The sequence below is a fragment of the Brevibacillus brevis genome (assembly GCF_031583145.1).
In the GTDB taxonomy this organism is placed as follows: Bacteria; Bacillota; Bacilli; order Brevibacillales; family Brevibacillaceae; genus Brevibacillus; species Brevibacillus brevis_E.
On record NZ_CP134050.1, the window covers coordinates 2,040,917 to 2,062,601 of the forward strand.

At 57.3% G+C, this 21,685-nt stretch carries 20 protein-coding genes; 16 read left to right on the forward strand and 4 right to left on the reverse strand.

Annotation, left to right across the window (positions count from 1 at the left end):
- The first annotated feature begins 14 nt into the window (after positions 1-14).
- The 4 genes from RGB73_RS10145 to RGB73_RS10160 are packed head-to-tail and all read left to right on the forward strand — an operon-like array spanning position 15 to position 3,881.
- Positions 15-947 carry an ABC transporter permease gene (locus tag RGB73_RS10145; RefSeq protein ID WP_310771509.1) on the forward strand — a complete coding sequence of 311 codons (933 nt, stop codon included), beginning with the start codon at positions 15-17 and terminating at the stop codon, positions 945-947.
- A gap of 9 nt (positions 948-956) precedes the next feature.
- A complete protein-coding gene (locus tag RGB73_RS10150; protein ID WP_396136206.1) occupies positions 957-1,892 on the forward strand; it encodes an ABC transporter permease in 936 nt (311 codons plus the stop codon).
- A gap of 22 nt (positions 1,893-1,914) precedes the next feature.
- On the forward strand, positions 1,915-2,937 hold the full coding sequence (locus RGB73_RS10155; RefSeq protein ID WP_310771513.1) for an ABC transporter ATP-binding protein: 1,023 nt from the start codon (positions 1,915-1,917) through the stop codon (positions 2,935-2,937).
- Positions 2,934-3,881, forward strand: coding sequence for an ABC transporter ATP-binding protein (locus RGB73_RS10160; protein ID WP_310771515.1), 948 nt, complete (start codon positions 2,934-2,936; stop codon positions 3,879-3,881). Before RGB73_RS10155 ends, RGB73_RS10160 begins: the two co-directional genes overlap by 4 nt.
- A gap of 81 nt (positions 3,882-3,962) precedes the next feature.
- On the opposite strand, the gene RGB73_RS10165 is transcribed toward RGB73_RS10160, so the two are convergent.
- Together RGB73_RS10165 and RGB73_RS10170 are read right to left on the reverse strand one after the other, a co-directional pair.
- Complete coding sequence (locus RGB73_RS10165) at positions 3,963-4,340, reverse strand: DUF3899 domain-containing protein (protein ID WP_310771517.1); 378 nt, start codon at positions 4,338-4,340, stop codon at positions 3,963-3,965.
- A 16-nt stretch (positions 4,341-4,356) separates the two neighbouring features.
- Positions 4,357-5,229, reverse strand: a complete 873-nt coding sequence (locus tag RGB73_RS10170) for a LysR family transcriptional regulator (protein WP_310771518.1) — start codon at positions 5,227-5,229, stop codon at positions 4,357-4,359.
- Between the two features lie 159 nt (positions 5,230-5,388).
- Here RGB73_RS10170 and RGB73_RS10175 point away from each other — a divergent pair, with 159 nt between their 5' ends.
- Positions 5,389-6,294, forward strand: coding sequence for a PhzF family phenazine biosynthesis protein (locus RGB73_RS10175; RefSeq protein ID WP_310771520.1), 906 nt, complete (start codon positions 5,389-5,391; stop codon positions 6,292-6,294).
- An 89-nt stretch (positions 6,295-6,383) separates the two neighbouring features.
- Here RGB73_RS10175 and RGB73_RS10180 read toward each other — a convergent pair whose 3' ends face one another.
- Positions 6,384-7,343, reverse strand: coding sequence for a superoxide dismutase (locus tag RGB73_RS10180; protein WP_310771522.1), 960 nt, complete (start codon positions 7,341-7,343; stop codon positions 6,384-6,386).
- Between the two features lie 169 nt (positions 7,344-7,512).
- On the opposite strand from RGB73_RS10180, the gene racE reads away from it, so the two are divergent.
- Positions 7,513-8,334 carry a glutamate racemase gene (gene racE, locus RGB73_RS10185; protein ID WP_310771524.1) on the forward strand — a complete coding sequence of 274 codons (822 nt, stop codon included), beginning with the start codon at positions 7,513-7,515 and terminating at the stop codon, positions 8,332-8,334.
- Between the two features lie 111 nt (positions 8,335-8,445).
- A complete protein-coding gene (locus tag RGB73_RS10190; protein WP_310771526.1) occupies positions 8,446-9,498 on the forward strand; it encodes a GerMN domain-containing protein in 1,053 nt (350 codons plus the stop codon).
- Between the two features lie 129 nt (positions 9,499-9,627).
- On the opposite strand, the gene RGB73_RS10195 is transcribed toward RGB73_RS10190, so the two are convergent.
- A complete protein-coding gene (locus tag RGB73_RS10195; RefSeq protein WP_310771528.1) occupies positions 9,628-10,860 on the reverse strand; it encodes an MFS transporter in 1,233 nt (410 codons plus the stop codon).
- Between the two features lie 212 nt (positions 10,861-11,072).
- Here RGB73_RS10195 and rph point away from each other — a divergent pair, with 212 nt between their 5' ends.
- The 9 genes from rph to yihA all read left to right on the forward strand — a co-directional run bounded on the left by rph (position 11,073) and on the right by yihA (position 21,684).
- On the forward strand, positions 11,073-11,834 hold the full coding sequence (rph, locus tag RGB73_RS10200) for a ribonuclease PH (RefSeq protein ID WP_310771530.1): 762 nt from the start codon (positions 11,073-11,075) through the stop codon (positions 11,832-11,834).
- A complete protein-coding gene (locus RGB73_RS10205) occupies positions 11,827-12,429 on the forward strand; it encodes an XTP/dITP diphosphatase (protein WP_310771531.1) in 603 nt (200 codons plus the stop codon). The genes rph and RGB73_RS10205 overlap by 8 nt, the downstream gene beginning before the upstream one ends.
- A 48-nt stretch (positions 12,430-12,477) precedes the next feature.
- Positions 12,478-13,002, forward strand: a complete 525-nt coding sequence (locus RGB73_RS10210) for a YfcE family phosphodiesterase (protein WP_310771533.1) — start codon at positions 12,478-12,480, stop codon at positions 13,000-13,002.
- 142 nt (positions 13,003-13,144) lie between these two features.
- Positions 13,145-14,437 (forward strand): trigger factor, encoded by a 1,293-nt coding sequence (tig, locus tag RGB73_RS10215; RefSeq protein ID WP_310771535.1) that lies wholly within the window; start codon positions 13,145-13,147, stop codon positions 14,435-14,437.
- 191 nt (positions 14,438-14,628) lie between these two features.
- Positions 14,629-15,210, forward strand: a complete 582-nt coding sequence (gene clpP / locus RGB73_RS10220; protein ID WP_310771537.1) for an ATP-dependent Clp endopeptidase proteolytic subunit ClpP — start codon at positions 14,629-14,631, stop codon at positions 15,208-15,210.
- Between the two features lie 20 nt (positions 15,211-15,230).
- A complete protein-coding gene (gene clpX / locus RGB73_RS10225) occupies positions 15,231-16,496 on the forward strand; it encodes an ATP-dependent protease ATP-binding subunit ClpX (RefSeq protein WP_310771539.1) in 1,266 nt (421 codons plus the stop codon).
- Positions 16,497-16,798: 302 nt separating this feature from the next.
- Entirely contained in the window at positions 16,799-18,493 is a 1,695-nt protein-coding gene (gene lonB / locus RGB73_RS10230) for an ATP-dependent protease LonB (protein ID WP_310771541.1), read from the forward strand.
- Between the two features lie 201 nt (positions 18,494-18,694).
- Positions 18,695-21,034, forward strand: coding sequence for an endopeptidase La (gene lon / locus RGB73_RS10235; protein WP_310771543.1), 2,340 nt, complete (start codon positions 18,695-18,697; stop codon positions 21,032-21,034).
- Entirely contained in the window at positions 21,031-21,684 is a 654-nt protein-coding gene (gene yihA, locus RGB73_RS10240; protein WP_310771545.1) for a ribosome biogenesis GTP-binding protein YihA/YsxC, read from the forward strand. Before lon ends, yihA begins: the two co-directional genes overlap by 4 nt.
- Position 21,685: the final 1 nt, after the last annotated feature.

Here is a 21,685-nt window from a genome sequence, read left to right on the forward strand (position 1 = left end):
CAAGGAGGCGCTTCATGTCCAACTATCTGGTAAAACGCGTTTTGATGATGCTGATCACCCTGTGGATTATCGTAACGCTGACCTTTTCCTTGATGCACGCCATTCCCGGAAACCCGTTCGCATCCGAGTCCGATCAGCTTCCGGAGCAGATTCTCGCCAATCTCAGGGCGAAGTACCACCTGGACGAGCCTTTGCCTGTGCAATATTTTCTCTATTTGAAAAACTTGGTCATGCTCGATTTGGGACCATCGATCAAATCCGATTCGCGGGGCGCGGGTGACATGATCGCCGACGGCTTCGGGGCATCAGCCTGGCTGGGGGTGCAAGCGATCGCAGTCGCTCTCGTCTTTGGCATCACGTTCGGGATCGTCGCTGCGCTCAACCGAAACAAGTGGCTGGATTATGTGGCGATGGCTCTCGCTGTAGTGGGAGTGGCTGTGCCGAGCTTCATCATGGCACCGCTTTTGATCAACTATTTCGCGATCAAGCTGCCGATCTTCCCGGTCGCGACGTGGGGGACTTGGATGCACACGGTTCTGCCCTCGCTGGCGCTGGCTTCGGCTCCGATCGCGGTGATCACACGGTACATGCGTGCCAGCATGATTGAAGTGATGAATCAAAACTACATTCGCACCGCGGAAGCGAAAGGGATCCCCATGTTTCTCATCGTGATCAGGCACGGCATCCGCAATGCCATCCTGCCAGTCGTCACGTTTTTGGGGCCGTTGATCGCTTCCTTGATCACAGGGACGTTCGTGGTGGAGAAAATCTTCGCGATTCCCGGCATCGGCAAGTACTTCGTCGACGGCATCTTCAACCGGGACTATCCCGTGATTTTGGGCACCACCATCTTTTACAGCGCGATCCTGATCGTCACCATTTTCCTGATCGACGTCGCGTACACGCTGATTGATCCGCGGATCAAGCTGACCAACAAGGAGAGATAACCTGTGGCGATGGAGCATAGAGTAGACCCGTTGTTTCGACCGTTGAACAAAAAAGCGCAGACGCATGCGATCACTCGCCCGAGTCTGAGCAAGGGGCAGCAAGTGATCCGCAAGCTGGTCAAAAACAAGCTGGCGATGCTCGGCTTGGTTCTCATCATCGCCCTGGTGGCGATGGCCATCATCGGCCCGAATCTGGTGCCGTACAGCTATTCCGACCAGAGTCTGCTCATGAAAAACCAGGAGCTGTCTGCCGAGCATTGGTTTGGGACGGACGAGCTGGGCCGGGACATGTTTGCCCGTACGTGGTACGGAGCGAGGATTTCGCTGACCATCGGCGTCATCGCCGCGCTGATCGACCTGATCGTCGGCGTCGCAGTGGGCGGCTTGGCCGGATACATGGCGGGCAGAGGCAAACGCGGCGAGCGGATCGACACGATCATTATGCGGGTCATCGAAATCTTGTACGGCTTGCCTTACCTCCTCGTAGTCATTTTGCTCATGGTCGTCATGGAGCCGGGGCTTTTGACCATCATCGTCGCGCTGTCCGCGACAGGCTGGGTAGGGATGGCGAGGCTGGTTCGCGGGCAGATCCTCCAGCTGAAAAATCAGGAGTTCGTCCTGGCCGCGCAAGTGCTGGGAGCCAAGTTCCCGCGCATTTTGCTGCGGCATTTGATCCCCAATACGTTTGGCGTCATCATCGTGAATTTGACCTTCACGATTCCGTCCGCGATCTTCGCCGAGTCGTTCCTGAGCTTTCTGGGCCTGGGGGTTCAAGCGCCGGTGGCAAGCTGGGGAACGATGACGAACGACGGCCTGGGCGTGATTTTGACCGGCGACTGGTGGCGCCTGTTTTTCCCGGCGTTGATGATTTCGCTGACGATGTTTGCGTTTAATGTATTTGGCGACGGCTTGCAGGACGCGCTCGACCCGCGTCTTCGCGACTAGATGGGGAAGGGAGACAGAAGCGATGACAGAGCATTTGCTTGAGGTCGAGGACCTGAAAGTGAACTTTACGACGTATGGCGGCGAAGTGCAGGCCGTTCGGGGCGTCAGCTTTTTTGTGGACAAGGGAGAGACTGTCGCGATCGTCGGGGAGAGCGGCTGCGGCAAAAGCGTAACCGCCCAGGCGATCATGGGGCTGATTCCCAGTCCGCCGGGAAGGGTGGCGGGCGGCAAAGTCGTGTTTGCGGGACGGGAAATCAACCAGCTGTCGAAAAAAGAGCTGCTGGCCATTCGCGGCAGCCAGATCGGCATGGTGTTTCAGGACCCGATGACGGCACTGAATCCGACAATGAAGGTCGGCGCGCAGATCGTGGAGGGCTTCGTACGCAGCCAAAACGTATCCAGGGAAAAGGCTCGTGAACGGGCGATCGAGATGCTGCGGCTGGTCGGCATTCCCGATCCGGAGCAGCGCATCGACCAGTATCCGCACCAGTTCAGCGGAGGGATGCGCCAGCGGGTCGTCATCGCCATCGCCCTCGCTTGCCAGCCCCAGCTCGTGATCGCGGACGAGCCGACCACAGCGCTCGACGTGACGATCCAGGCGCAAATTTTGGATTTGCTGGGGCGGCTGCAAAAAGAACAGGAGCTGTCTGTCGTCATCATCACCCACGATCTGGGCGTCGTGGCGGAGATCGCCCACCGCATGGTTGTGATGTACGCCGGAATCGTCGTAGAGACGGGGACGGTGCAAGACGTGTTCGCAAGTCCGCGCCACCCGTACACATGGGGGTTGATGCGCTCTCTGCCCAGGCTGGATGAAGGCGAGAAGCAGCGGCTCGTTCCGATCGAAGGGACGCCGCCAGACTTGTTCGACCCGCCGAAGGGGTGCCCGTTTGCGGCACGCTGCGAATTCGCCATGGAAATCTGCGAGCAGCAGGTGCCGGCGGAGGCACAGTTTGGCGACGGTCACAAGGCTGCTTGCTGGCTGCACGACCCGCGGGCGCCTCGCATCGAAGAACTGGTAGCGGCAGGGAGGCAGGAGATATGACAGAGGCATTGCTGGAAGTCCGTGATTTGAAAAAGTACTTTGCCACTGGAGCCGATTTTGAGCTCAAGGCGGTGGACGGAGTATCCTTCACCATCCAAAAGGGTGAAACGCTCGGACTGGTGGGCGAAAGCGGCTGCGGCAAGTCCACGCTGGGCCGCACGATTATCCGTCTCTATGAAAATACCGGCGGCGAGGTGCTTTTTAAAGGAAAGAACGTCCACAAGCTGCGCGGAAAGGAAGCGGCACAGTTCAACCGCGATGCGCAAATGATCTTTCAGGACCCGCAGGCCAGCCTCAATCCGCGGATGACGGTAGAGGACATCATCGCGGAGGGCCTGGACATACATGGACTTGGCAGAGGAGTGCGCCGGGAGCGGGTAGCGGAGCTGCTCTCGCTCGTCGGCCTGCACAAGGATCACGCCCAGCGCTTCCCCCACGAGTTCAGCGGGGGGCAGCGCCAGCGGATCGGGATCGCCCGCGCATTGGCGGTGGAACCGGAGTTCATCATCGCCGACGAGCCGATCTCGGCACTGGACGTCTCCATCCAGGCGCAGGTGGTCAACCTGCTGGAAGATTTGCAGAGGGACAAAGGACTGACCTATTTGTTCATCGCGCACGATCTGTCGATGGTCAAGCACATATCCAGCAGAATCGGCGTGATGTACTTGGGGAAAATGGTGGAGCTCGCCGCGAGCAGCGACCTGTACATCCGGCCGCTTCATCCATACACCAAGGCATTGCTCTCCTCTGTTCCTGTGCCTGACCCGACGAGAAAACGGGAGCGGATCGTGCTCGAGGGAGATTTGCCGAGCCCGGCCAACAAGCCGAGCGGCTGCGGCTTTCGCACGCGCTGCCCGGCTGCTACGGAACGCTGCGCCCAGGAAGAGCCGGTGTGGCGGGAGGCGGAAGCGGGACATTGGGTCGCTTGTCACTTGTTTGCGTGATCGATGAACGAAAAGAGACGTTCCAATGACGGACGTCTCTTTTTGCGCCGGTATAGATCCACCAGTAGAGAGAGTAGCCTTTTACACGTAATAGAAACAGGTGAGGACGAGGGAAAACAGGATCAAGCCAAAACCGGAAGCGAGCATGAGAGAGGTTCCCCTTCGCAGGATCTCCTCTTTTTTTCGTTGGAACGATGGATCGTGGGCGGAGTAAAGATCGCTGTCGAGCACCCGCGGCTTGCGGAAGAACATGTCCTTTAGCTGCTTGAACCCCCGGGAAAACGCAGTGAAGAAACCGGAGCGAATCACGAGGGCGAGGCAGCCGGCCATCAAGAAAAAGAGTCCGAAGAGAAAGCTCTCGTCAATCCATGGCAAGAGCGCGGCAGATTGGGCAGCCATTCCGAGCGCGCAGCCGCAGACGACAAACAGTGCGAGAAGAAAGTACGTCCATTTGGTCACGGTAAGTACACGTCCTTTAGCGAAAACTGGATAGGTAGCGCCGGGCTTCCCGGACAAAAGCGGTCACGGGTGGAGAACAATCGGCAAGCGAGCGTACCGCAAGACCGATCTGCCGATGTACAGGCGGGGACAGCTCGATGACACGCACCTGGGGCAAAGTGGGCGGCAACGTGAGCGCTGGAACAACGGTCACGCCAATCCCTGCTTCGGCCATTGCCAAGATGGTCGCGTTGTCCACGACTTCGTATTTGATCCGGGGGTGCAGCTTCCGTTTGCCGAATTCTTCGTACAGGAGCAGCTCGCAGCCTGCCATGGGCATGATAAAAGGCTCCGAGGCGAGCTGCTCCCACGTGAGGGACGCTTCCATCGCCAGCGGATGGCGGGCGGACACGACCGCCTTCAACGGGTCGTCAATCAGGGGAAAGCATTCCAATCCCTCCTCGGGAAACGAAAGGAAACCCACATCCACGACCTCTGTGCTCAGCCATTCTCTGATTTCCTCATAGGTGCCTTCAAACAGGCGCGTTTCCCACATCGGGTACAGGCTGCGGATCTCCTGGATCAGCGGGTGCACCAGACGCTCGGTAGCACTGGGAAACGATCCGATGCGAATCGTCGCACGGATCAGCCCGACCGATTGGGAGGCGATACTCTTGATGCGGTCGGTTTGCACCAGAATCGCTCGCGCAGAGGCGACGATCTCTTCCCCGACCGCTGTCAGTTGGACGCCGTGGCGATTGCGGACAAACAGCGAGATTCCCAGCTCTTTTTCCAGGGAACCGATCGTATGGCTCACTCCGGATTGGCTCAGGCCGATCTGCTCCCCAGCCCGCGTGAAGTTGCCGACGTCCGCGACTGCGATCAGCACCTCGATTTGAAACAAGGTCATGCCTTTTGCCCCCTCCTAACTAAAATCGCTGCTCCGAAGCTTTTCAGTGAAACATGAAAAAACCATCATGTCAGGCATGTAAAGCCTTCAATTTACAGGTTGGAGTACCGGATTTATCATGAATGACAAGTAGAAAATCGATCAAAGGGAGAGAGAAAGATGAAACTTGTCAGCGTATATCACGTCGATGCCTTTACGAATGCCCCCTTTGCGGGCAATCCGGCGGGAGTGGTCCCAGATGCCGGCACTTTGACTGTACCGCAAATGCAGCGAATTGCCAATGAGCTGAATCTGCCTGAATCCGCTTTTCTGATGGAGAGCGATCGCCCTGACGCGGACTTTCGGATCCGCTATTTTACGCCCGCTACGGAAATCGACTTTTGCGGGCATGCCACGGTAGGATCGACCTGGCTGCTTGCCACTGAGCGAGGGTGGCTGGAAAAAGGGAGGCCGATCGTGTTCGAGACGAATGTCGGGCTGATACCGGTCGAACTGGACAGCGTGGATGGCCAACTTCGCAACGTGACGATGACACAGATTGCTCCTTCGGTTCGAGAGATCGGGGTGGACCCGGAAGAAGTCGCAAGGCTCGTGGGGATTCGCGCGGAGGATATGGATGATCGCTACCCCATGAAGCTGGCTTCCACGGGAGGGGTGCATCTGCTGGTGCCGGTCCGGACGCGCGACGCTATCGACCGGGCGGTGCCGCTTTCATCCGAGCTGGCGGCGTTGAACCGAAAGCACGGCATCACGACCACTCACCTGTTTACGTGGGATGCGCCGGCAGGCTATGACCTGTACACCCGCGATTTCGCGCCGGCGATCGGGATACCCGAAGATCCGGTGACGGGTGCGGCCAACGGAGCCTTGTCCGGCTATCTAGCGCTGGAAGGGATGCTTGCGAAAGGAGAGGTTCATCAGCTGGTGATCGGGCAAGGCCATGCGATCGGCCGTCCCGGGACCCTGCATGTGACCGTGGAGACGACGGGGGCCCATCCGGTTATTCGCGTCGGGGGTGCGGCTCACATCACGATCGCGGGACAGCTTCGCCTCGGTGCCGAGTAATTCCGTCTAAAGCAAATCCCAATACGACAAGACGGCTTCTTCCCTACTGTGCTCGGCAGGGGAAGAAGCCTTTTTCGATAGCGGGCAGATCAGTACGGCTGCCAGCGCAATTTGCGGGCCTGAGCGAATCGCTCCTCGACGTATGGCCAGTTGACCACGTTCCACCAGGCGTCGACGTATTTGTCGCGTTCGTTTTGGTAGGAAAGGAAGTACGAATGCTCCCAGACATCGAGCGGAAGCAGGGGAACTACATCCCATTGCGACAGATTCTGATGCTTCTCGGCGGTCAAAATCTCCAGATGCTGGGCACGCGGGGACCAGACGAGGATCGCCCAGCCCGGCCCCTCCACCTTCTTGGCTGCATAGGAAAATTGCTCGCGAAATGCGTTGTACGAGCCGAAGTAGCGTCTGATGGCCTCAAGGAGTTCGCCGCTGGGCTCGCCTCCGCCGTTGGGCGTCATGGTCGGCCAGAAGAGGGTGTGCAAATAATGTCCGGCTCCATTGAACGCCAGCTCCCGTTCCCAGTGGCGGATCAGCTCGAAATTGCCGTTGGTCCTCGCTTCCGCCAGCTTCAGCTCGGCTGTATTCAGATCATCCACGTATTTTTGGTGGAGCTTGTCGTGGTGGATGCGCATGGTGTCCGCGTCGATGTACGGCTCCAGCGCGTTGTAATCGTACGGCAGCGGCGGAAGCGTATGGCGACCCGGAGACAGCGAACGGGCTACCGGCACGGGCTGGCGTGATGGAGGATAGGCAGCCAAAGTGGCGACAGCTTCGAATGTATCCTGTTCAGTTGCCTGCACGAGCCGCAAAAAACGGTGAAACTGCTCCTGAACTTCCTCCGCGCGGGCAATTAGGACTGGCAGCTGTTCCTTCTGCTCCTCGGGCTTCAGACGGCCTGCGTTGCGCCCGAGCTGGGTAAACGTCTCCTCGAATTTGTGCAGATGTCTCTCCAGCTCCCGGTTCAGCTTTTTGCGGCTTCGCAGATGCTCGATCCACTGGCGTCCCCACTGGCTCCAATCCAAGAGTTGTCTGGTTTGCTCTTCCAATGTGATTCCTCCTACCTTGGGCGTTTCTCATCCACAACGTATGAGGAGAGCCCAGAGAAGGTGCGTCATTTGCGGAGTACAAGAAATTTAAACACCGCATATGGTAGTAGCACACATGTCAGAGTGGTATGCTGTACTATATTCATCACAACAGGGGAGACACAATTGCATGAGTAGAGAGCGAGCGATAGCCGTCATTGATTCAGGAGTGGGAGGATTGACCGTAGCCAAGGAAGTGATGCGTCAGCTGCCCGAAGAGCGAATCATCTATGTAGGAGACAATGCACGTTGTCCGTACGGCTCCAAATCGCCGGAAGAAATTCGCGAGTACAGTTTCCAGATGATCGATTTTGTAAAGAATACGCCGCTGAAGGCGCTGGTCATCGCGTGCAACACCGCGACGGCTGTCGTCCTGGAGGAGGCAAAGGCGTACTTGCCGCTCCCGGTTATCGGGGTCATCGAGCCGGGCGCCCGCGCCGCCGTCGCCGCGACCAGAACCGGGCATGTCGGGGTCATCGGGACAGAGATGACCATCCGTACCAAAGCGTATGAGCGCGAGTTGCTTCGCGTGCAGCCCAATCTCACGGTGTCGGGTCTTGCCTGCCCGGCGTTCGTGCCGCTGGTGGAAAATCATATGGCCGATTCCGAGGAGGCGCGCCGGGTCGTGCGTGATACGCTCGCGCCGCTGGTGAGCCAGGAGCTCGACACCTTGATCCTCGGCTGCACGCACTATCCGTTGCTGGCCCCGCTCATCCAGGAGGTCATGGGCGAGAAGGTCACGCTGATCAGCTCCGCCGAAGAGACGGCCCGGGAGCTGGCCCAGCGGATCGCTGCCGGCGAACACGCGCCCGCAGCAGCACCGTTCGCGGCGCCACAGCATTTGTTCGTGACGAGCGGCGATGCGGACCGCTTCCGCTCCATCGCCGAGGAATGGCTGAACTGTGAGGTGCGGGTGCAGCAGCACACCCTCGAAACATCGTTTCAGTCCTGATCGCGCAAGACCGCGTCGTCCGAAGCCGACTTCCGTCTTTCGATTCAACGCATAAACCCAAGCCCTGCTCGTATACATGATAGTACAAAGTGTCTGGAGGAGGGCTGGGAAATGAAGATTCGAAGCATTGGCCAAGCGACAGCCGTGCTGGGGGTCAGCGCCATGCTGCTGTCCGGCTGCGGTCTCTTTGGCCCGGAAAAGGAAGCCAGCAGCATAGATGCGCCGCCGCAGTCCGAGATAGCAGCAGATTTGCCGAATGCAACGACGCCCGTAGACGGCGCTCTCGATAAAGTAGAGCCAGCCGAAACGGCCACCGCCGAGCGCACGGTTTATTTGCAGGATGCAAACGGCTACGTCGTGCCTGTATCGCTGACGCTGCCCAAAGAGGAGGGCGTCGCCAAGCAGGTGCTGAGCTACATGGTAAAAGGCGGTCCGGTGGAGAGCATGCTGCCGACTGGCTTCTCCGCCGTGCTCCCGCAAGGCACCGAAGTCAAGGGGATTGTCATCAAGAACGGCGTAGCCACGGTCGACTTTTCCAAGGAGTTCAAAACGTACGAGCAAAAAGACGAAAAACGGATTCTCGACGCGGTGAGCCGGGCGTTGACCGAATTTACCAACGTCAAAACGGTCCAGATCTGGGTAAACGGGACGCCGCTAACCGAGATGCCTGCGGGCAGCACGCCGATCACCCAGCTGGATCGGGGGCACGGAGTGAATCTGGAGCTGGCCGACGGAGCCGTTCCGGGCAATACGAGCGCCGTGACCGTCTTCTTCCAGGGGCAGCTCGACGACACCCGCACGTACTTTGTTCCCGTCACGAGGCTGATCCCGGCGACCTCGGACATCGCGAAGGCCACCGTGGAAGAGCTGATCAAAGGCCCGAAGGAAGGGTCGCAGCTGTTCAGCTCCCTCCTGCGTACGACGCGTGTCCTGGACGTGAAGCAGGAGAAGGACCTGCTTACTGTCAACCTGAGCAACGACATCCTCAAGTACGACGAGGGCAAGGAAGCCAGTCCGGATGCGCTCGAGTCGCTGGTACTCTCGCTGACCGAGAGCACAGGCGCCCCGAAAGTGCAGCTGCTGGTGGAAGGAAAGCCGCTCTCCAATGCGGATTATTCCAAGCCAGTCAGCCGTCCGGTACAACTGAATCCTCTGCAGTATTGATTCGGCGTCACAGTCAGCCACGTTCGCTTATGCGGGCGTGGTTTTTTATTTTGCAGAATGGGCCTCTTTCCGACGGAACGCAGATTGATTCCGAAGAAAAATCGTTGGGCGAGCCAGCTGGTCGAAAGCCTACTCGATCTTGGCGAGCAACCGGGTAGTTTGTGTTTGCGCGATACGTGAGGCTCTCCACAGGGATAGGCCGAATACGATCGAAAGCAGCGTGATGCAAGCCCCGGCGGCAAAGCCTGTCAGCCTTGGCGGGGCGAACGACAGCAGCCAGCCCCCTGCCAGCATCGAAAAGCCGATCAGGACGTTCGAGACCGTCGCTTCCAGGGCGAAGACGCGTCCTTGCGTGTGTCCCGGCACATGCTCCATCAGCAATGTCCGCAAGCTGGCATTGCCCATTCCTCCAGCGATGGTGGACAACGTGTAGAAGAGCGCTGTCACATAAATGGAAGGGGAAAAGCTGGTGAGCAAAAGCGCGAAGCCTTCAATCGCAAGGCTCGCCGAAGCGATCTTGTACGGACGGTTTGTGAAGCGGCTCGCCGCCATTCCCCCGGCGATGAAACCGAGGCCGATCGCCCCGTACAAAAGCCCGATACCCATGTCGCCGGCATGGAACACTTGAAACGCATAGACGCTGATCAGCACGTTGACGATCCCTCCCCCGATAGGCCAGAGCGTGGTCAAGAGCAGGATCGGGCGGACGATCGGCTGCTTCCAGACGAAGGTCAGGACATCGCGATAGGAGGTCGCGGCTACGGTCTCTGCCCGTTCTTCTCGTTCGGGAAGCCCGACCGTCAGCCGGGAGATGAGCACGCCCGACAACACGAACGACAACGAATTGAATACAAAGGCGACATCTGCTCCCCACAGCGCGATGAAGATGCCGCCGATCATGGAGCCGACCGCCATGACGACTCCATAGACGCTTTCATCGAGAGCATTCGCCGCGGCCAGTTCGTCTCGCTTTACAATTTGCGGCAGGATGGACAGGCGGGAAGGATTGTAGAGCGACGAAAAAACAACCAGCAAGAAGGTTCCGCAGTAAACGAGCCACGTGTCGGCCGCGGAGGAGACAAGCAAGAAGCACAACGCTATGGCGGCTCTGGCAAAATCGCAGACGACCATGACCTTTTTCTTGTCGCAGCGATCCGCCAGCATCCCTCCGAGCGGGCCGAACAGCAGGTGCGGGAGCGTCCGCAGAGCGAGAGTGATGCCGACAGCCATTGCGGTGCCGGTCAACTCCATAAGCAGGCTGAGCACGGCGACGCTGTTGAACCAGTCGCCAATTCCGCTGAACAAATTTGCCGTGAGAAGACGGCGCAAATTCGGCTTGCGCAAGACCAGAAACGCATTCACAAAGGACCACCACCATTAATTAGTCAAAAATCTAATTAGATAATATTCTAATCGAATTTTCTTGGCAATCCTTTTTTGCGCGCTGGATGGGGGCAGTTGCGAATATTGGCAATTAAGGCAAATAGCCGTCAGGCGTTTGATCAGTGGCAGACCAATTCCTGCCTCTGGTATAATGATCGGAGTGTATCAAAGCGATTTAGGAGGAACTTGGAATGAGAGTCGATGGCCGTGCCCATGACCAATTGCGCCCAGTAACCATTACGCGCAATTACATTAAACACGCGGAAGGATCGTGCCTGATCGAAGTCGGGGACACAAAAGTGATTTGTACGGCGACGTTGGAGGATCGGGTACCGCCTTTCATGCGTGGCGGCGGAAAGGGATGGATCACAGCCGAGTACTCCATGCTCCCCCGCGCGACCGCGACGCGAAATGCGCGGGAGTCGTCCAAAGGAAAAGTAGGCGGACGCACGATGGAAATCCAGCGTCTGATCGGACGCGCTCTGCGCTCCGTCGTCCACCTGGAAGCGATGGGCGAGAGGACGATCTGGATTGATTGCGACGTCATACAAGCGGATGGCGGAACGAGAACGGCCTCCATCACCGGGGCGTTCGTCGCCATGGTCGATGCGATGCAAAAGCTCGTGGACAGCGGTGTGTGGAAACAGCTGCCGCTCCATGACTTCCTTGCAGCCACATCCGTGGGCGTCATTGGAGAAGACACCATGCTGGACTTGAACTACAAGGAAGATTCCACCGCGACCGTGGATATGAATGTCGTCATGACCGGAAAAGGCAAATTCGTCGAGCTGCAGGGAACGGGCGAAGACGCACCGTTTTCGGCGGATCAGCTGCAAGCGATGATCGCCCTGGCCAAGTCGGGGATCGAGCAGCTCATCGCCAGCCAGAAGCAGGCGCTGTCTGATGTGCCTCTGACTTTTGCGGACAGCGTAGCGGAGGAGAGCCATGTCTGAGCGCAAACAGGTGGTTTTGGCCACACGCAACCAAGGGAAAGTGAAGGAGTTCAACAAGCTCTTTTCCGAATTGGGCTGGGAAGGCATCAGCCTGGCCAATTTTGAAGGAGTGCCGGAAGTGGTCGAGGATGGGGAGACATTCGAAGCCAACGCCGTGAAAAAAGCGGTGACCATCAGTACATACCTAGGGTTGCCGGCGGTAGGCGACGACTCCGGGTTGGAGGTCGACGCGTTGGGCGGTCGTCCCGGCGTGTACTCGGCGCGCTACGCCGGAGAGCATGCGACCGATGAAGAAAACTGGCGGAAGCTGCTGGGCGAACTGGAGGGCGTGCCGGACGAGAAGCGGACGGCGCGCTTCCGCTGCACGCTGGTCTACGTGGAACCGGGCAAGGAGCCTGTCATTGCGACAGGAGCATGCGAAGGTGTGATCGCCCGCGAGCCGGCCGGCACGAATGGCTTCGGCTACGACCCGGTGTTTTACTTGCCGGCGGAAGGGAAAATGATGGCCCAGCTCTCGCCGGAGCAGAAAAACCAGCTGAGCCACCGGGCAAACGCCATGAAAAGACTGCTGGAAACCATGAAGGTGGAAGAATAAAGCCTTCGCCCCGATTTTTTCAAAGAGAAAACAGGAGAGTGAGCGGCAATGGGGATTCTCGTCCTGAGTGACAGCCATGGTCTTGTAAGGGAAGTCGTGCAGGTGGCGGGCAGGCACCAAGTGGATAAAATGCTGCACTGCGGCGATTTTTGCGTCGATCACCTGCGGGAGCCCTTCTCCCGCATGACCCTCGTCCGTGGCAATTGCGATACGACGAAGGACGTGCCGACCGAGCAGCAGACGAAGTGGCGCGATCTGAACATCCTGCAAACGCACGGCCATCTCTACGGCGTCAAAAGCTCGCTGCTTCGCCTCCACTACCGGGCGGAAGAGACGGGGGCCAACGTTGTCGTATTCGGACATTCCCATACACCGGTATGCGGAGTGGAGCGCGGCATCCTGTTTCTCAATCCGGGCAGCCTGCAGTTGCCGCGCGGGTATGACGTGCCGACCTACGCGATCTTGGAAGAGACCGGTCTTACACCGACCGCCGTCCACGTTTCCGTCTCGTTCTACGATCATCACGGCAATCCCGCGAGAGGGCTGGGAGGAAATTACTCCCTCAGGCGCTGAATGAGGGGCTTGTTGAAAACTGAAAGATTTATGCTATACTAGAATGGTTATAATGGCTAGAATATTATCGTCTGAGCCCGCATGAGACTCTTCATGCGCGGCTGGCGGTGTTCTTTGATCCAATCTAGGAGGGGAAGTTTACGTGGCAGCAAATTGGGAAAAGGTAGAGAATAACCAGGGAGTCCTGACGGTTGAAGTAGATGCTTCGCAAGTAGACGCGGCATTGGACCAAGCGTTTAAAAAAGTGGTGAAGAAAGTTCAGGTTCCTGGATTCCGTAAAGGGAAAGTTCCGCGCAAGATGTTCGAGGCGCGTTTCGGTGTAGAGTCTCTGTATCAGGATGCACTCGATATCCTGCTTCCGACTGCGTACGGACAAGCTGTGAAAGAGGCTGGCATCGAGCCGGTAGACCGTCCGGAAGTAGATGTAACCCAAATGGAGCAAGGGAAAAACCTGATCTTCAAGGCGACTGTAACCGTGAAGCCGGAAGTGAAGCTCGGCGATTACAAAAACCTGACGATCGAAGACAAGGATTTCTCTGTTACGGATGAGAGCCTCGACGCTGAACTGAAACGCATGCAAGAGCGCCATGCCGAACTTGTGGCAGTAGAAGAAGGACCTGCCCAAAACGGCGACCTGGCTGTTATCGACTTCGAAGGCTTCCAAGACGGAGAGGCTTTTGAAGGCGGAAAAGCGGAAGACTACTCTTTGGAACTGGGCTCCGGCACTTTCATCGCAGGCTTCGAAGAGCAAGTAGTGGGCATGAACGTCGGCGAAGAAAAAGACATCACCGTAACATTCCCGGAAGAGTACCACTCTCCGAACCTCGCAGGCAAGGAAGCGCTCTTCAAAGTGAAGCTGAACAGCCTGAAACGCAAAAATCTGCCAGCTCTGGACGACGAGTTCGCGAAAGACGTGAGCGAATTCGACACACTGGAAGAACTGAAAGCTGACACCAAGAAAAAACTGGAAGAGCGCGCTGCGCAAGAGAAAGACCAATACGTGCGCGAACAGCTGGTGCTGAAAGCAGCTGAAAACGCCGAAATCGATCTGCCTGCAGTCATGGTCGAGCACGAGCTGGACCAAATGGTGAACGAGTTTGGCCAACGCCTCCAATACCAAGGCATGACGCTGGAGCTGTACTTCCAGTTCTCCGGTATGGATGAGAGCCAACTGCGCGACCAACTGCGCGCTGACGCAACCTCCCGCGTGCGCACATCCCTGACGCTCGAAGCGATCGGAAAAGCGGAAAACATCGAAGCAACCGAAGAAGATGTGAACGAAGAGCTGGACAAGCTGGCTGGCGTATATGGCCGCCCTGCTGACGAGCTGCGCAAAATCTTCGCTGCACAAGATGGACTGGCTGCCCTGTACCGCGATGTGCAAATTCGCAAAACGGTAGATTTCCTGGTTGCAGAAAGCAAAGTAAGTGCATAAGCTTAGGAAGAACGCATGATTGATCCGGCGGCCCCTTCGGCCGGCGACATTGGAGATAACAAGGCACGATACGCTCGTGCCTTGTTTTTCCACCATTGGATATTTTTCACGTCCTTCTCACCGCAAGATGAGGTAGCATAGCCGCGTATTCCTCGGGCAGAGGTTCTAAACGGCAAAGGAGGAGCATACATATGTTGATCCCTATGGTCATTGAGCAAACGAACAGAGGCGAGCGTTCCTATGATATTTACTCGCGCCTCCTGAAAGATCGGATCATCCTCTTGGGTACCGAGATTGACGATGAAGTCGCCAATCTGGTCGTCGCCCAACTGCTGTTTTTGCAGGCGGAAGATCCGGACAAAGACATCTCGTTATACATAAACTCTCCCGGCGGCTCCGTGACCGCAGGCATGGCCATTTATGACACCATGCAGTACATCAAGCCTGACGTCTCTACGATTTGTGTAGGCATGGCCGCGAGCATGGGGGCTTTTCTGCTGGCCGCGGGCGCGAAAGGCAAACGCTTTGCCCTCCCGAACAGCGAAGTGATGATCCACCAGCCGCTTGGTGGTGTGCGCGGGCAGGCAGAAGACATCCGCATCCACGCGGACTGGATTCTGAAAACGAAGCGGCAGCTGAATCAGATCTTGTCGGAGCGGACAGGTCAGCCGTATGAGCGGGTAGAGGCGGATACGGATCGCGACAACTTCATGAGCGCAGAAGACGCAAAGGCCTATGGATTGATTGACGCTATTATTGAACGCAAAAACTGACCCGTTGTGAGGTGAAGCGCATGTTTAAGTTTAACGACGACAAAGGCCAACTGAAGTGTTCCTTCTGCGGCAAGTCCCAGGAACAGGTGCGCAAGCTGGTGGCTGGTCCTGGTGTATACATTTGTGACGAGTGCATCGAACTGTGCAACGAAATCGTACAGGAAGAGCTGGGTACAGAAGAAGAAATCGACATGAAGGAGATCCCGAAACCGGTGGAAATCCGCAAGATCCTGGACGATTATGTAATCGGTCAGGACCTGGCGAAAAAATCGCTGTCCGTGGCGGTGTACAACCACTACAAGCGGATCAACTCCGGGGCCAAGATCGAGGATGTCGAGCTGCAAAAATCCAACATCATGCTGATCGGCCCGACCGGAAGCGGGAAAACCTTGCTCGCGCAAACGCTGGCTCGCATCCTGAATGTGCCGTTTGCGATCGCAGATGCCACTTCCTTGACCGAAGCCGGCTACGTGGGCGAAGACGTGGAAAACATTCTGCTCAAGCTGATCCAGGCTGCCGATTACGACGTAGAGAAAGCGGAAAAAGGCATCATCTACATCGACGAGATCGACAAAGTGGCGCGCAAGTCGGAGAACCCGTCCATCACTCGCGACGTCTCGGGTGAAGGCGTGCAGCAGGCTCTCCTGAAAATTTTGGAGGGAACCGTTGCGAGCGTGCCGCCGCAGGGAGGCCGCAAGCATCCGCATCAGGAGTTCATTCAAATCGACACATCGAACATCCTGTTCATTTGCGGCGGTGCCTTTGACGGCGTCGAGCAAATCATCAAACGCCGCCTGGGCAAAAAAGTGATCGGATTTGGCGCAGACTTCAGCGAAGGCGTCAAAGGCGACCTGAAAGCCGGCGAGTACCTGAAGTACATTTTGCCGGAGGACCTGCTCAAATTCGGTCTCATTCCGGAGTTCGTCGGCCGTCTGCCGGTTCTGGCTACGCTGGAGCCGCTGGATGAGGAGACGCTCGTGCGCATTTTGACCGAGCCGAAAAACTCCCTCGTGAAGCAGTACCAAAAACTGCTGAGCCTCGATGGAGTCGAGCTGGAATTCGATGCGGGGGCTCTGCTGCAAATCGCGAAAGAAGCGATCAAGCGCAACACCGGAGCTCGCGGTCTTCGCGCCATCATCGAACAGATCATGCTCGACATGATGTACGAACTGCCGTCCCGCGAGGATGTCAGCAAGTGCGTCATCACGGAAGAAACCGTTCGCGACAAAGTGAAGCCGCAGCTCATGACCAAAGAAGGTCGCGACGTACGCGGCGAAACTGCATAAGCATTGGAAAAAGAAAGCCGTTCCGGGAGTGCCGGGGCGGTTTTTTTGTCCTATCCAGTATATGGAGAGCCGCGGCTCTGCCAAAAAGGCATGGCGTTTCCAGATTTTCTGACGGTCACAAGCATTCCTTTGCAGGTCTTCCCGCGAATCTGTCGACGGCTTTCGCAACGTGGCAAGCTCTCTTTCGCCCGGCGGGTTTATGGTTTATGTCTACGGTTGCGGGGCAATACTACAAGATATAGTTCAAGAGACGCTGTTACATATGGGTGAAAAGCTGCCAGGCGATAGTGGGAGGGATTCAAATGGACTATACGACTTTGGTCATTGCCGTCATTGAAGTAGTCGTTGGGATCGTAATTGGTACCTACTTTTGGAATTTGCTGAGAGCGCAGAGGAACACCAAGACTTCGACGGAAAAGGAATCGCGCAAAGATCTGGATACGATTCGCAGAATGAGGATGGTTGCCCTGACCGAGCCTTTATCCGAAAAGACAAGGCCGGCTAAGCTCGAGGAAATCGTGGGACAAGAGGATGGACTGCGGGCATTGCGAGCGGCGCTGTGCGGCCCGAATCCGCAGCACGTGATTATTTACGGACCGCCGGGAGTGGGCAAAACCGCTGCGGCCCGGGTTGTTTTGGAAGAAGCCAAGAAAAACAAGATGTCTCCGTTTACCGCGGACGCGAAGTTCATCGAGATTGACGCCACCATTGCGCGTTTTGACGAAAGGGGCATCGCAGATCCGCTGATCGGCTCGGTACACGATCCCATTTACCAAGGTGCCGGTTCGCTTGGTCAGGCGGGGATTCCCCAGCCCAAACCGGGGGCGGTCACGAAAGCGCATGGAGGCATGCTGTTTCTCGACGAGATCGGGGAGCTTCACCCGGTGCAGATGAACAAGCTGCTGAAGGTGCTGGAAGACCGCAAAGTGATGCTGGAGAGCGCCTATTACAGCGAGGAAAACAGCCAGATTCCGTCGCATATCCACGACGTTTTCAAGTACGGGCTGCCTGCTGATTTTCGCTTGGTCGGAGCGACGACGAGACTGCCTGATGAGCTTCCGGCTGCCTTGCGTTCCCGCTGTCTGGAGATTTTCTTTCGTCCGCTCAAGCATGCGGAGATCGGCAGCATTGTCCGCACGGCTGTGCCAAAGATGGACATGACGATCGAAGACGACGCGGTGGCTGTAATCGAACGATACGCCACCAATGGCCGGGAAGCGATCAATACGCTGCAGATCGCGGCTGGCATTGCCCTGACGGAGGAGCGGCGGAACATCCTGGCTGCCGACGTGGAGTGGGTCATGCACAGCAGCCAAAAATCGCCGCGTCCGGAAAAACAGGTGCATGACACCCCGCAGGTGGGCTTGGTAAACGGCCTCGCTGTCTACGGTCCCAACATGGGCAGTGTCATGGAGCTGGAAGTGACGGCTTCTTTGGCATCGGTACCGGGCCAAGGGAGAATGGCGATCACCGGCATGGCGGAGGAAGAAGAGATGGGCAGCCGCAGCCGGACGATCCGCCGCAAATCCATGGCGCGCGGCTCGGTGGAAAATGTACTGACCGTCCTGGCTCGGATGGGCATGCGTCCGTACGACTACGATCTGCACATCAACTTTCCGGGCGGAATTCCTGTCGACGGGCCCTCTGCCGGGGTGACGATTGCGACCGCGATCTACTCGGCGATCCGCGGCATTCCTGTCGACAACCGGCTGGCGATGACAGGCGAAGTGAGCATCCACGGAAAGGTGAAGCCGGTGGGAGGAGTCGTCGCCAAGGTGGAAGCAGCGAAACAGGCCGGTGCGACTCGAGTCCTCATTCCGGAAGAAAACTGGCAGAGCATTTTTGCGGACATGAGCGGCATCGAAATCATCCCGGTCTCGACAGTAGCGCAGGTCATCGAGCTGGCGTTGCCGGAGGAGGCGCAAGCGGAAACCGAGACGGGCTTCACCTTGCAGCTCCCTGCAGAGGACCTGGCATCCTCGCCGTTTTCCCTGTGACACTCGGGAGCGCATGCAGATTAGACATCGCAATCCGTTTGCGCTACAATGGTAAAAAGCTTCTGCTTGCAAAAAGCTTGGGGCCCCGCCCGCCCGTGCCAAACTTGCTTTTTCGGGCGCCGTGCGGGGTTTAAAAACGGCTAATGCAGCCGTTTTTGCATGTAAGAGGGAAAGAAGATCAACAAGGAGAGGTGCATCCGCTTGGGCGAGTTTTCCGGTAAACGAGAATTACCGCTTCTCCCGTTGCGAGGTTTGCTTGTGTATCCGACAATGGTTCTCCATTTGGACGTTGGACGGGAAAAATCCATCCGCGCACTGGAGCAAGCCATGGTGGACGACAATAAAATCTTGCTGGCAACGCAGGAAGAAGTCCACATAGAAGAACCTGATGCGAACCAGATCTACAGCATCGGAACCGTTGCGCGCGTCAAACAGATGCTGAAGCTGCCAAACGGAACGATCCGCGTTTTGGTAGAAGGGTTGCAGCGGGCGAAGATCGAGGAATATCTTCAACAGGAAGATTATTTCGTCGTGTCCATTACATACTTGCAAGAAGAAAAAGCAGACGAGAACGAAGTGGAAGCCTTGATGAGATCCGTGCTCGGCCATTTCGAGCAGTACATCAAGCTGTCGAAAAAGGTATCTCCGGAGACGCTCACATCGGTGACGGACATCGAGGAGCCGGGCAGGCTCGCGGATGTGATCGCGTCCCATTTGCCTTTGAAGATGAAGGACAAACAAGAGATTCTCGAGACAGTCAACATTCAGGAGCGCCTGGAGATTTTGCTGACGATCCTCAACAACGAGCGCGAAGTGTTGGAGCTGGAGCGCAAAATCAGCAACCGCGTGAAAAAGCAGATGGAGCGCACGCAGAAGGAATACTATCTGCGCGAGCAAATGAAGGCGATCCAAAAGGAACTGGGCGACAAGGACGGACGCCAGGGCGAGGTCGACGAGCTGCGTTCACAGCTGGAGAAGTCCGATGCTCCCGAGAGGATCAAAGCCAAGATCGAGAAAGAGCTGGAGCGTCTGGAGAAAATGCCGTCCACTTCCGCAGAAGGCTCGGTCATCCGCACGTACGTCGATACTCTGCTGGCACTGCCATGGACCAAGACGACGGAAGACAACCTGGACTTGGGGCATGCGGAAAAAGTGCTGGACGAAGATCACTACGGTTTGGAAAAACCGAAAGAGCGCGTGCTGGAGTACTTGGCCGTACAAAAGCTGGTCAACTCCATGCGCGGCCCGATTCTCTGTCTCGTAGGGCCTCCCGGCGTGGGGAAAACCTCCCTGGCCCGCTCGATCGCGCGTGCCCTGGGCCGCGAATTCGTGCGGATCTCTCTGGGAGGGGTGCGCGACGAAGCGGAGATCCGCGGACATCGCCGCACGTACGTAGGTGCTTTGCCGGGACGCATCATTCAGGGGATGAAGCAGGCTGGAACCATCAATCCGGTGTTCTTGCTCGATGAGATCGACAAGCTCGCATCGGACTTCCGTGGGGACCCCGCGTCAGCTTTGCTGGAAGTGCTGGACCCGAACCAAAATGACAAGTTCAGCGACCACTATATAGAAGAGACGTACGATTTGACGAACGTCATGTTTATTACGACGGCCAACACGCTCGACACCATTCCGCGTCCGCTCCTCGACCGGATGGAAGTGATCTCGATTTCCGGCTATACGGAGTTGGAAAAGCTCAATATCCTGCGCGGATACTTGCTGCCAAAGCAAATGGAAGATCACGGCCTCGGCAAAGACAAGTTGCAGATGCACGAAGATGCCATGCTGAAGCTGGTTCGCCAGTACACGCGGGAAGCCGGCGTGCGCAATCTGAACAGGGAAGCGGCCAACGTCTGCCGCAAAGCCGCCAAGCTGATCGTCAGCGGCGAGAAAAAGCGTGTGGTGGTTACGGCCAAAACGCTGGAGACGCTGCTGGGCAAACCGCGCTATCGTTACGGCCTGGCGGAAAAGAAAGACCAGGTCGGTTCGGTCACGGGCCTGGCTTGGACACAGGCCGGGGGCGACACGCTCAATGTGGAAGTCAGCATTTTTGCCGGAAAAGGCAAGCTGACGCTCACCGGTCAGCTGGGCGATGTAATGAAGGAGTCGGCGCAAGCGGCCTTCAGCTACATTCGTTCGCGTGCGGATGAGTGGGGCATCGATCCGGAGTTTCACGAGAAGAACGACATCCATATCCACGTGCCGGAGGGAGCCATCCCGAAAGACGGTCCATCGGCCGGGATTACCATGGCGACTGCTCTCGTTTCCGCGCTCACGGGGATCCCGGTCAAAAAAGAAGTCGGGATGACGGGCGAAATCACGCTGCGCGGACGGGTCCTGCCGATCGGCGGACTGAAAGAGAAGTGCATGTCTGCCCACCGCGCGGGTCTCACGACGATTATTTTGCCGAAGGACAACGAGAAGGACATCGACGACATACCGGAAAGCGTACGGGAAGAGCTCACCTTCTACCCGGTGGAGCATTTGGATGAAGTGCTGCGTCATGCGCTGACGAGACAACCGACGGGTGACAAGCGATGAAAGTGACGTCAGCCGAATTTGTCATCAGTGCGGTAGGACCGAAGCAATACCCGGAGGACGGCCTGCACGAGATTGCGCTCGTGGGCCGTTCCAACGTGGGCAAATCATCCTTGCTCAACAAAATGATGAACCGCAAAGGGCTCGCCCGGATCAGCTCCCGTCCCGGGAAAACGCAAACGCTCAACTACTTCCGCGTCAACCAGATGCTCTATTTCGTCGACTTTCCCGGGTATGGCTACGCCAAGGTGTCGAAGAGCATCAAGGAGCAATGGGGCAAGATGATCGAGAGCTACCTGAAAAACCGCAGGGAGCTCCGCTTTGTCATCCAGCTGGTTGACATTCGCCACGCGCCGAGCAAGGACGACATCGCCATGTACGACTGGTGCAAGCAGATCGGGATTCCGACGGTCGTGGTGGCGACGAAAGGGGATAAAATCGCCCGCGGACGCTGGCTGCAGCATATGAAGGTCATCCGTCAGAGCTTGCAGATGCGCGGTGACGATTCCCTTATCGTGTTCTCCTCGGAGACAGGCCAGGGCAAAGACGAGCTGTGGGGCGAAATTCTTCGCCGCTTGAAGGCAGCGGGTGAAGGACAGGAAGGCTCGGGCGTAGAAACAACTACACCGGCTTCGACCAATCAGGCAGAGTGAC

Excerpts from the sequence above, each read along its gene's own strand:
- RGB73_RS10160 (WP_310771515.1), top strand. The coding sequence starts at position 2,934 with ATGACAGAGGCATTGCTGGAAGTCCGTGATTTGAAAAAGTACTTTGCC.
- RGB73_RS10150 (WP_396136206.1), top strand. The coding sequence starts at position 957 with ATGGAGCATAGAGTAGACCCGTTGTTTCGACCGTTGAACAAAAAAGCG.
- RGB73_RS10175 (WP_310771520.1), top strand. The coding sequence starts at position 5,389 with ATGAAACTTGTCAGCGTATATCACGTCGATGCCTTTACGAATGCCCCC.
- RGB73_RS10170 (WP_310771518.1), bottom strand. The coding sequence starts at position 5,229 with ATGACCTTGTTTCAAATCGAGGTGCTGATCGCAGTCGCGGACGTCGGC.
- yihA (WP_310771545.1), top strand. The coding sequence starts at position 21,031 with ATGAAAGTGACGTCAGCCGAATTTGTCATCAGTGCGGTAGGACCGAAG.
- lonB (WP_310771541.1), top strand. The coding sequence starts at position 16,799 with ATGGACTATACGACTTTGGTCATTGCCGTCATTGAAGTAGTCGTTGGG.
- RGB73_RS10145 (WP_310771509.1), top strand. The coding sequence starts at position 15 with ATGTCCAACTATCTGGTAAAACGCGTTTTGATGATGCTGATCACCCTG.
- rph (WP_310771530.1), top strand. The coding sequence starts at position 11,073 with ATGAGAGTCGATGGCCGTGCCCATGACCAATTGCGCCCAGTAACCATT.
- clpP (WP_310771537.1), top strand. The coding sequence starts at position 14,629 with ATGTTGATCCCTATGGTCATTGAGCAAACGAACAGAGGCGAGCGTTCC.
- RGB73_RS10210 (WP_310771533.1), top strand. The coding sequence starts at position 12,478 with ATGGGGATTCTCGTCCTGAGTGACAGCCATGGTCTTGTAAGGGAAGTC.
- RGB73_RS10205 (WP_310771531.1), top strand. The coding sequence starts at position 11,827 with ATGTCTGAGCGCAAACAGGTGGTTTTGGCCACACGCAACCAAGGGAAA.
- RGB73_RS10190 (WP_310771526.1), top strand. The coding sequence starts at position 8,446 with ATGAAGATTCGAAGCATTGGCCAAGCGACAGCCGTGCTGGGGGTCAGC.
- clpX (WP_310771539.1), top strand. The coding sequence starts at position 15,231 with ATGTTTAAGTTTAACGACGACAAAGGCCAACTGAAGTGTTCCTTCTGC.
- RGB73_RS10155 (WP_310771513.1), top strand. The coding sequence starts at position 1,915 with ATGACAGAGCATTTGCTTGAGGTCGAGGACCTGAAAGTGAACTTTACG.
- racE (WP_310771524.1), top strand. The coding sequence starts at position 7,513 with ATGAGTAGAGAGCGAGCGATAGCCGTCATTGATTCAGGAGTGGGAGGA.